The sequence below is a fragment of the Azoarcus sp. TTM-91 genome (assembly GCF_012911025.1).
GTDB lineage: Bacteria > Pseudomonadota > Gammaproteobacteria > Burkholderiales > Rhodocyclaceae > Azoarcus.
This window is the reverse complement of sequence record NZ_WUEI01000034.1, coordinates 33,587-43,304: the sequence shown is the minus strand read 5'-3', so window position 1 is coordinate 43,304 and position 9,718 is coordinate 33,587. Positions and strand designations below refer to the sequence as shown.

At 68.2% G+C, this 9,718-nt stretch carries 10 protein-coding genes; 4 read left to right on the top strand and 6 right to left on the bottom strand.

All coding sequences use genetic code 11. The features are described from left to right. The first annotated feature begins 43 nt into the window (after positions 1 to 43). On the top strand, positions 44 to 2,431 hold the full coding sequence (locus GRF61_RS11600) for a penicillin-binding protein 1A (protein WP_169150816.1): 2,388 nt from the start codon (positions 44 to 46) through the stop codon (positions 2,429 to 2,431). Positions 2,432 to 2,438: 7 nt separating this feature from the next. On the opposite strand, the gene cyaY is transcribed toward GRF61_RS11600, so the two are convergent. Continuing rightward, positions 2,439 to 2,765, bottom strand: a complete 327-nt coding sequence (cyaY, locus tag GRF61_RS11595; protein ID WP_169150815.1) for an iron donor protein CyaY — start codon at positions 2,763 to 2,765, stop codon at positions 2,439 to 2,441. Between cyaY and GRF61_RS11590 the strand changes: the two genes are divergently transcribed. Then, on the top strand, positions 2,764 to 3,009 hold the full coding sequence (locus tag GRF61_RS11590) for a lipoprotein (protein WP_169150814.1): 246 nt from the start codon (positions 2,764 to 2,766) through the stop codon (positions 3,007 to 3,009). The two genes, cyaY and GRF61_RS11590, sit on opposite strands and share 2 nt — an antisense overlap. Next, positions 3,006 to 4,268: a diaminopimelate decarboxylase gene (lysA, locus tag GRF61_RS11585; RefSeq protein ID WP_169150813.1), complete on the top strand. Its 1,263-nt coding sequence runs from the start codon at positions 3,006 to 3,008 to the stop codon at positions 4,266 to 4,268. Before GRF61_RS11590 ends, lysA begins: the two co-directional genes overlap by 4 nt. A 55-nt stretch (positions 4,269 to 4,323) precedes the next feature. Here the strand turns inward: lysA and GRF61_RS11580 are convergent, their stop codons facing one another. Genes GRF61_RS11580 through rfbB form a run of 5 tightly spaced genes read right to left on the bottom strand, consistent with a single transcriptional unit; the run spans position 4,324 to position 8,074 of the window. Further along, positions 4,324 to 4,668, bottom strand: coding sequence for a hypothetical protein (locus tag GRF61_RS11580; protein ID WP_169150812.1), 345 nt, complete (start codon positions 4,666 to 4,668; stop codon positions 4,324 to 4,326). Next, the gene (gene rfbD / locus GRF61_RS11575; protein ID WP_169150811.1) at positions 4,665 to 5,561 is read right to left on the bottom strand and encodes a dTDP-4-dehydrorhamnose reductase; all 897 of its coding nucleotides are present in this window, start codon (positions 5,559 to 5,561) and stop codon (positions 4,665 to 4,667) included. Before rfbD ends, GRF61_RS11580 begins: the two co-directional genes overlap by 4 nt. Then, positions 5,552 to 6,112: a dTDP-4-dehydrorhamnose 3,5-epimerase gene (rfbC, locus tag GRF61_RS11570; RefSeq protein WP_169150810.1), complete on the bottom strand. Its 561-nt coding sequence runs from the start codon at positions 6,110 to 6,112 to the stop codon at positions 5,552 to 5,554. Before rfbC ends, rfbD begins: the two co-directional genes overlap by 10 nt. After that, a complete protein-coding gene (rfbA, locus tag GRF61_RS11565; protein ID WP_169150809.1) occupies positions 6,112 to 7,005 on the bottom strand; it encodes a glucose-1-phosphate thymidylyltransferase RfbA in 894 nt (297 codons plus the stop codon). The genes rfbC and rfbA overlap by 1 nt, the downstream gene beginning before the upstream one ends. 10 nt (positions 7,006 to 7,015) lie before the next feature. Beyond that, positions 7,016 to 8,074, bottom strand: coding sequence for a dTDP-glucose 4,6-dehydratase (gene rfbB, locus GRF61_RS11560; protein WP_169150808.1), 1,059 nt, complete (start codon positions 8,072 to 8,074; stop codon positions 7,016 to 7,018). A gap of 122 nt (positions 8,075 to 8,196) precedes the next feature. Between rfbB and dacB the strand changes: the two genes are divergently transcribed. After that, a complete protein-coding gene (dacB, locus tag GRF61_RS11555) occupies positions 8,197 to 9,672 on the top strand; it encodes a D-alanyl-D-alanine carboxypeptidase/D-alanyl-D-alanine-endopeptidase (protein ID WP_169150807.1) in 1,476 nt (491 codons plus the stop codon). Positions 9,673 to 9,718: the final 46 nt, after the last annotated feature.

The window sequence follows — 9,718 nt, the reverse complement described above, 5'->3', positions numbered from 1 at the left end:
CCTTATAATGCCCGCCCACCCCTATCCAAGATCAGGACTGCGAATGCGCTGGGTCCTCTATCCGATCGCCGGTCTGGTTGCGCTGGCGATCCTCGGCATGGCCACCCTGGCCGCGATGTCCATCCTCGCCTGGCCAAACCTGCCTTCCCTTGAATCCCTCACGGATTATCGCCCTCGCATTCCGCTGCGAGTATATACATCGGACGGCCACCTGCTGGGCGAATTCGGCGAGGAACGGCGCACCGTGGTGCGCATCGCCGATGTACCACCTACGTTGAAGCAGGCCATCCTGGCCGCCGAGGATGAGCGCTTCTACGAGCACCCTGGTATCGACGTCCTCGGTATCGCACGCGCAGCCTTGTCCAACATCGCCAGCGGCGGCCGCGGGCAAGGCGCTTCGACGATCACCATGCAGGTCGCGCGCAACTTCTTCCTCTCGCGCGAAAAGACCTACAACCGCAAGCTCTACGAAATTCTGCTGGCGCTCAAGATCGAGCGCAGCCTGAGCAAGGACCAGATCCTCGAGCTGTACATCAACCAGATTTACCTGGGGCAGCGCGCTTACGGCTTCTCCGCCGCCGCCCGCGCCTATTTCAACAAGCCGCTCGCGGAGATCACCCTGCCGGAGGCGGCCATGCTGGCCGGGCTGCCCAAGGCGCCCTCCGCCTACAACCCCATCGTGAATCCCTCTCGGGCAGCGCTGCGCCAGCAATATGTGCTGCGGCGCATGGTGGAGGCGGGCTTCATCGATGAGGCCACCTATCACGACGCCTCCGAAGCCGCCACGGTGCGGGCGAAGGCGATAGAGCCGCTCCGCCGCAGCAGCGTCAGCCACGGTGACTACGTGGCAGAGATGGCACGCCAGATCGCCGTCGAACAGTTCGGCGAGGAGGCCTACCAGCTCGGTATCCGCATCGTCACCACCGTCACCCAGGCCGACCAGGATGCCGCCTATGCGGCGCTGCGCCGAGGCGTGCTGGACTACGACCGGCGTCACGGCTACCGCGGCCCAGAAACCTTCGTCGACCTCCCCGCCGGCATCGACGAGGAGCGCTACGACGAGGCCCTCGCCGACACCACCGACTACGACGACCTGCTCGCCGCCCTCGTCCTCGACGCCTCGGCCAAGAGCGTCAAGGTCTATCGCCACGGCACCACGCTGGAAATCACCGACGACGGCCTGCGCTTCGTCACGCCGATGCTGAGCGACAAGGCGCCGCAGGCTCGTCGCATCCGTCGCGGCGCCATCGTCCGCATCCGCGATACTGGCGAGAAGGGCTGGGAGATACTCCAATTGCCCGAGGTCCAGTCTGCCCTGGTGTCCATGGACCCCCACACTGGCGCCATCCGTGCCCTGGTGGGCGGCTTCGATTTCAATCGCAACAAGTTCAACCACGTTACCCAGGCCATCCGCCAGCCGGGCTCCAGCTTCAAGCCCTTCATCTACTCCGCCTCGCTTGAGCGCGGTTATGGCCCGGGCAGCCTGGTCGAGGACGAGCCGCTCTACTTCCCCGCCGGCGTCACCGGCTCGCAAGCCTGGGAGCCGAAGAACTACGACGGCAAGTACGACGGCCTGATGACGCTGCGGGACGCCCTTGCCCGCTCGAAGAACCTGGTCTCCATCCGCGTGCTGCAGTCCATCACCCCGCAGTATGCGCAGGACTACGTCAGCCGCTTCGGCTTCGACCCTGCCCGCCATCCGCCCTATCTCACCATGGCGCTGGGCGCGGGCGGCGTGACCCCGTGGGAGATGGCCTCCGCCTACGGCGTGTTCGCCAACGGCGGCTACCGGGTCGAGCCCTACATCGTCAAGGAAATCTACGACGGCACCGGCAAGCTGGTAGCCAAGATGGATCCGCCGGTGGCCGGCGAGAGCGCGCCACGGGTCATCGACCCGCGCAACGCCTGGCTGATGGATTCGATGATGCAGGACGTCGTCCGCCGCGGCACCGCGACCCGCGCCCGCGCCCTCGGCCGCAACGATCTCGCCGGCAAGACCGGCACCACCAACGATTATCTGGACGGCTGGTTCTGCGGTTACAACCCGGATCTGGTCGCCATCGCCTGGATGGGGTTCTCCCAACCCAAGAACATGGGCCGGGGCGAAACCGGTGGTTCTTCCGCCCTGCCTATCTGGGTGAATTACATGAAGACCGCGCTTGCCAACTCGCCGGAGAAAACCAGGGAGCGGCCGCCCGGCCTGGTCTCCGTACCCACTGGCGATGGCCTGCGGGAGGACTTCGTCTACGAGGAGAACAAGCCGGCGACGCCGCCGGTCCTGCCCGACCTGCCGGCCAGCCTGTTCTCCGACCACGGCCCGGCCACCGAGGCGCCGGAGGAAGCGCTGCCGCAGGTGCCGGCAGCGCCGCCGCGCGCTACCCAGCCACCGGCGCCGGTCGTGGACCGTGTGCCCACGCCGGTCCAGCGCTGAAAGCGGATCAGGCCGCAGGCGACAGCGTCACCGCCTCGCCGGCCTGCTCGCTCACCAGGCTGGACAGCAGCGCATAGAGTTCCGCACCGTCCCGGCTAGCCAGCCACTGGCCGCTCTCCAGGCGGAAGTGGAAACCGCCGGATTTCGCCGCCACCCAGATTTCCCGCGCCGCACTGTGGCGGTTGATGATCATTTTGCTGCCGTTGTCGAACTCGATTTCCAGCACGCCTCCCGGCTTGGGCTCGATGTCGATGTCCAGCCCGCTGGCTTCCAGCGCCGCCTCGATGCGGGCCAGTTCCGCCTCGGCCGAGGCGTTGAATGCGGATTCTTCCATGTCGATTCCTTCTGTTAGGATTCCCGTTTTTCCTCGATCGACCGCCATGCGAGTCTTCCTCCCCGCCGCGGCACTGACCTGCGCCCTGGTGTTATCGGGCTGCGGCATCAAGGGCCCGCTCTACCTGCCCGGCAGCCAGCCCAAATCCAGTTCCAACTCCAGCAGCCAGATCGAAAGGCCCTCGGCCCAAACGGGCGCCGATCATAGCAAACCCACCACACCCGCCGGCACGACCTCCGAATGACCCAGCCTTACCCCGTCACCACCCTGCGCAGCGTCGCCGATTCACTTCACCTGGAAGACGTCGCGCTGGAAGCCATCGCCCAGCGTTTCGACACGCCGACTTACGTATACTCCCGCGCCGCGCTCACCGCAGCCTTCCAGAGCTGGCAGCAAGCACTGGCCGGCCGCCGCGCCCTGGTCTGCTATGCGGTCAAGGCCAACTCCAACCTCGCGGTGCTGTCGGTTTTCGCCAAGCTGGGTGCGGGTTTCGACATCGTTTCCGGCGGCGAGTTGGCGCGTGTGCTGGCCGCTGGCGGCAGCGCCGACAAGGTGGTTTTTTCCGGGGTGGGCAAGAGCCGCGCCGAAATGCGCTATGCGCTGGAGCAGGGCATACGCTGCTTCAATGTCGAATCCGCCGCTGAGCTGGAGCGCCTGAACGAGGTGGCGGGCCAGACCGGCAAGAAGGCGTCGATCGCGCTGCGGGTGAATCCGGACGTCGATCCCAAGACCCATCCCTACATTTCCACCGGCCTGAAGAGCAACAAGTTCGGCGTTGCCTTCGACGAAGCACTGGCGCTGTATCGCCGCGCCGCCAGCCTGCCCCACCTCGCCATCTCCGGCATCGCCTGCCACATCGGCTCGCAGTTGCTGGACCCGGCGCCAGTCGCTGAGGCGGCAGGCAAAGTGCTGGGCTTGGTGGATCAGTTGGCTGCCGAAGGCATCGCGCTGGATCACATCGATCTCGGCGGCGGCCTGGGCATCCGCTACCAGGACGAGATGCCGCCCTCGGTCGCCACCTATCTGGCGCCGCTGCTGGAGATCTTTGCCGGCCGCAAGGAAGAGCTCTGCTTCGAACCCGGCCGCTCGCTGGTGGGAAACGCCGGCCTGCTGCTGACGCGGGTGGAGTACCTGAAGCATGGCGAGGAGAAGAACTTCGCCATCGTGGACGCGGCCATGAACGACCTCGCCCGCCCGGCACTGTACGACGCTTACCACGAGGCGGTAGCGGTCAAGACCCGCGAAATGCCTGCGCAGCGCTACGAGATCGTCGGCCCTATCTGCGAGAGCGGCGACTTCCTCGCCCACGACCGCGAGCTGGCGCTGGCCGAAGGTGACCTCGTCGCCCTGCTGTCCGCCGGCGCCTATGGCATGACGATGAGCTCCAACTACAACACCCGCGGCCGCGCCGCCGAGGTGATGGTGGACGGCGCACAGATGCATGAAGTGCGCGCACGGGAAACGGTGGAATCGCTCTACGCGCTGGAGCGCCCGCTTCCGTAATGGCAGCAAGCGGGCAGGCCGCCCAAGCGTGCGGCCTGCCGGACCTCCTTCATCTTCAGTGGGCGGCTTCGCCGCCCAGCCGCTGGGACTCCACGATCAGCGCATGGCCGAAGGCCTTCCACGCCGGGCCGCCGTGGGTATGCACGCCGATCTCGGCGCTCTGGCGCATCGTTTCCAGCATCAGCGCGGCCAGGCCGAACAGCTCGATGCGCGCGCGCGCCTGCAGATCGTCGCCACGCAATTCCGCCATGCTCTCCTGCGCCGAAGTCGTCAGCGCCTCACGCGCCAGCTCCCGCATCTGGTTCTCGTCCTGCCAGTCCAGGCCGAGCACGATGCCGCGCTTGACGATCTCCCGCTCCAGCTCTTCGGCGTCGCGCTCGTAGTGACCAAAACCGCTCATCTTTCCCCCAGCTCTTCCAGGCAGCGCACCAGCGCCGCACGCCAATCGGGCAGCGTCACGCCAAAGCGTTCCGCCAGGCGGCGCTGATCCAGCCGCGAATTCAGAGGCCGGCGGGCGGGCGTCGGATAATCGCCGCTACCTATGGCCTCCACCGTCGTCACCTTGCGCTGCCAACCCGGCAGCACGCGGGACGCTTCATCGAAAATGGTCCGGGCGAACTCGCACCAGTTGGTCTCGCCACCACCGGCAAGGTTGAACACGCCGGATTCGAAACGCCCCTCGCGCCGCTCCCGCATTGCCTGGGCGACAACTTGCGCGGTCGCATCGGCGATGTTGCGCGCCCAGGTCGGCGCACCGATCTGGTCGGCCACCACCCGCAAGGCTTCCCGCTCGGCGCCCAGCCGCAGCATGGTGCGGACGAAGTTGCCGCCGCGGGCGGCATAGACCCAGGTGGTGCGGAAAACGAGATGGTCGCAGCCGGAGGCGGCAATCGCCTGCTCGCCCGCCAGCTTGCCGCGGCCGTAGGCGTTCAGCGGCGCCACCGCATCGCTCTCGACGTAAGCCGCCGGCTTGCTGCCGTCGAACACGTAGTCGGTGGAGTAATGCACCAGCAAGGCGCCGCGCGCCCGCGCCAGCCGGGCCAGTTCGCCGACCGCCTCGCCGTTGATGCGGGTCGCCAGCGCTTCCTCTGTCTCCGCCTTGTCCACCGCGGTGTAGGCGGCGGCATTGACGATCACGTCCGGCGCCAGTTCGGCAACCCGCGCCGCCAGCGTCTCCGGCCGCGACAGGTCGCAGCCGGCGCGGTCCAGCGCCAGCACCTCGCCCAGCGGCATCAGGCTGCGTGCCAGCTCCCAGCCTACCTGGCCGCGCGCGCCGGTGAGCATCAGGCGCACGGCAGGTCCTCGTAGACCTCGGCCTGGGCGAAGGGCAGGCCAGCCTTGTCCTTGGCCGCCAGCAGCGGCTCGCCGGCCAGCGGCCAGGCTATGCCCAGCGCCGGATCGTTCCACAGCAGGCTGCGCTCATGCTCCGGCGCGTAGTAATCGGTGGTCTTGTAGAGGAAGTCGGCGGTCTCGGACAGCACCTGGAAGCCGTGGGCGAAGCCGGGCGGGATCCACAGCTGCAGATTGTTTTCCTCCGACAGCTCCAGCCCGACCGAGCGGCCGAAGGTGGGCGAGCCGCGGCGCAGGTCCACCGCCACGTCGTACACCGCGCCGCGCAGCACCCGCACCAGCTTTCCCTGCGCTTGCTGGATCTGGTAGTGCAGCCCACGCAGCACGCCGCGGGCGGAGCGGGAATGGTTGTCCTGCACGAACTGCACGTCCAGGCCGGTGAGCTCGCGGAATGCGCGGGCGTTGTAGCTTTCCATGAAGAAGCCGCGGGCGTCGCCGAAGACGCGCGGCTCCAGGATCAATACGTCGGGGATCTCGGTTTCTTTTATCTGCATCAGAACACCTTTTCTTCGAGCATGCGCAGCAGGTACTGGCCATAGCCGTTCTTGGCCAGCGGCCTGGCCAGCCCGCGCAGCTGGTCGGAGTCTATCCAGCCGGCGCGCCAGGCGATCTCTTCCGGGCAAGCGATCTTCAGCCCCTGCCGCTTCTCTATGGTCTGGATGAAGAGGCCGGCTTCCAGCAGGCTCTCGTGGGTGCCGGTATCCAGCCAGGCGTGGCCGCGGCCCATCACCTGCACGTCCAGATCGCCCCACTCGAGGTAGCGGCGGTTGATGTCGGTGATCTCCAGCTCGCCGCGGGGGCTGGGCTTGAGGCCGCGGGCGATGTCGCTCACCCGGCTGTCGTAGAAATACAGGCCGGTGACCGCGTAGCGGCTCTTGGGCTGGGCCGGCTTCTCTTCCAGGCTGACCGCATGCCCCGCTTCGTCGAACTCGACCACGCCGTAGCGCTCCGGGTCCTGCACCGGATAGGCGAATACCGTGGCGCCGCGCTCGCGCTGGCCGGCGGCGCGCAGGTCGTCGGCGATCTCGTGGCCGTAGAACAGGTTGTCGCCCAGCACCAGCGCGGAAGGCTGGCCGGCGAGGAAGTCCTCGCCGATCAGGAAGGCCTGCGCCAGGCCGTCCGGGCTGGGCTGCACCGCGTACTCCAGCTTCAACCCCCAGCGCGCGCCGTCGCCCAGCAACTGCTCGAAGCGCGGCGTGTCCTGCGGCGTGGAGATGATCAGGATCTCGCGTATGCCGGCCAGCATCAGCGTGCTCAGCGGGTAGTAGATCATCGGCTTGTCGTAGACCGGCAGCAGCTGCTTGGACACCGCCAGCGTGGCCGGATGCAGCCGGGTGCCGGAGCCGCCGGCCAGGATGATGCCCTTGCGGGCCAGAGACGTCGTCATTCCCACCCCCTCAGCGCGATGCGTAGTTGCGTTCCAGCCAGGCGCGGTAGGCGCCGCTCTGCACGTTTTCCACCCAGCCCTGGTTTTCCAGATACCACTGCACCGTGCGGCGGATGCCGCTGGCGAAGGTTTCCGCCGGCCGCCAGCCCAGCTCGCGTTCGATCTTGCGCGCGTCGATGGCGTAGCGGCGGTCGTGGCCTGGCCTGTCCTTGACGAAGGTGATCAGCCGCGCGTACGGCCCGGCCGGATCGGGACGCAGCTCGTCCAGCAGCCCGCAGATGATGTTCACGATGTCGATGTTGGGCTGCTCGTTCCAGCCGCCGACGTTGTAGGTCTCGCCCACGCCGCCGCGCGCCAGCACCTCGCGCACCGCCGAGCAGTGGTCGCCGACGTACAGCCAGTCGCGCACATTGCGGCCGTCGCCGTAGATAGGCAGCGGCCGGCCGGCCAGCGCGTTGGCGATGGTCAGCGGGATGAGCTTTTCCGGGAACTGGTAGGGGCCGTAGTTGTTGGAACAGTTGGTGGTGAGCACCGGCAGGCCGTAGGTGTGATGCCAGGCGCGGACGAGGTGGTCGCTGGCGGCCTTGCTCGCCGAGTACGGGCTGTTGGGCTCATAGGCCTTGGTCTCGGCGAAGGCCGGATCGTTGGGGCCGAGCGAGCCATACACCTCGTCGGTGGACACATGCAAGAAGCGGAAGGCGGCAGCCTCCTCCACGCCCAGGCTGCCCCACCAGGCACGCGCCGCCTCCAGCAGGGTGAAAGTGCCCTCGACGTTGGTACGCACGAAGGCGCCGGGGCCGTGGATGGAGCGGTCCACATGGCTCTCGGCGGCGAAATGCACGATGGCGCGCGGTCGATGCTCGGCCAGCAGGCGGTCCACCAGCGTGCGGTCGCAGATGTCGCCGTGGACGAAGTGGTGGCGGTCATCGCCAGCCAGGGCGGCGAGATTCTCGAGGTTGCCGGCGTAGGTCAGGGCGTCGAGATTCAGCACCGGCTCGTCCTGCGTCGCCAGCCAGTCGAGAACGAAGTTGGCGCCGATGAAGCCTGCACCGCCAGTCACTAGGATCATGTCGTCGTTCCGTGCGAAAAATCGGGGCGGAGCCAGGCGGGTAGAATGCGTCGGTCGCGGCCCGCCGAGGACGCAATTCTATCCTGCCGCGCCGCAGCATGCGGTGACGGTACGCTGCTTACATGACGCTCCTGCCCTGCCTCCGCCCTCTCTTTTCCGCCCCCTCTTCCGCCCGCTTTGCCAGCCTGTTGGCCGCCCTGCTCCTTGTGCTCGTTTCAGGCAGCAAGATCGCATTCGCCGCCGAGCTGCCCGCACCGGTGGCGGCCGCGCTGGGCGCGGCGCGCATTCCGGCGGATGCGGTGTCGGTGTGGGTGCAGCCGGTGGATGTGCCGGCGCCCACGCTGCAACTGAACGCCGAGCGGCCGATGAACCCGGCCTCGGTGATGAAGCTGGTCACCGCCTTCGCCGCCATGGACCGCCTCGGCCCCGCCTACCAGTGGACCACCCGCATCGCCACCACCGGCACCGTGCGCCACGGAGTGCTGCACGGCAATCTCTACATCGTCGGCGGCGGCGACCCCTTTCTCACCTACGAGCGCCTGTGGAAACTGCTGCGCCAGCTGCGCGGCCTCACCGGCATCGACACGGTGGATGGCGACATCGTGCTGGACGACAGCGCGCTGCTGCTTCCCCCGCACGATCCGGACGCTTTCGACGGCCGCGGCCTGCGCCCCTACAACGCCGGCCCCTACGGCCTGCTGATGCAGTTCAATTCGCTGCGGCTGTCGCTGCTGCCGGCGCCGCGTGCCGGCGGCGAGGTGCGCGTCGCCACCGATCCGCCGCTGGCCGGGCTGAACGTGATCAACCGCCTGAAGACCAGCGACGGCCCCTGCCCGGTGTGGTATTCCGGCCTGGACGCCCGCCTGGAGCCCGGCCCCAGGCTGGTGCTGGAAGGCAGCCTGCCCGCCAGCTGCGGCCGCCGCGACTGGAGCGCCGCGCCGCTGCCGCCGGCCGACTACGCGCTGGCGCTGACCGCCGCCTTGTGGAAGGAACTGGGCGGGCGGGTGGAAGGCCAGGTGCGCGCCGGCCCCGCTCCAGTGCAGGCCGGCGAGGTGCTGCGCGAGGATTCGCCGCCGCTGGCGGACGTGGTGCGCGACATGAACAAGTGGTCCAGCAACGTCATCGCCCGTCAGCTGCTGGCCACGCTGGGCAGCACCGCGCCGTCGCGGGCGCCGGACATGGTCAGGGCCGGCGCCTACGTCGCCTTCGATCAGTTGAACGCGGCCGGTATCCCGACCGCCGGCCTGGTGCTGGAGAACGGCTCAGGGCTGTCGCGCCAGGAGCGGGTCAGCGCCGCCACGCTGGGGCAGTTGCTGGCGGTCGCCTGGCGGCGGCCTTGGATGCCGGAGTACATCGCCGCGCTGCCGGTGGCCGGGGTGGACGGCACCGCCCGCCGCCGGCTGGCGGACAGCCCGGCCAACGGCCAGGCCCACATCAAGACCGGCACCATCAACGGCGTGCGCGCGATGGGCGGCTATGTGCTGGACCGCAACGGCCATCGCCACATCGTGGTGATGCTGGTGAATCACCCGGAAGCCGCCGCCAGCCAGGCGGCGCAGGATGCGCTGCTCGAATGGGTGTGGGCGCAGCAGGGTTGAAGGTTTGAACGATCCGGTGGCCGGGCGCCGCTACCCGCGCCGAGGC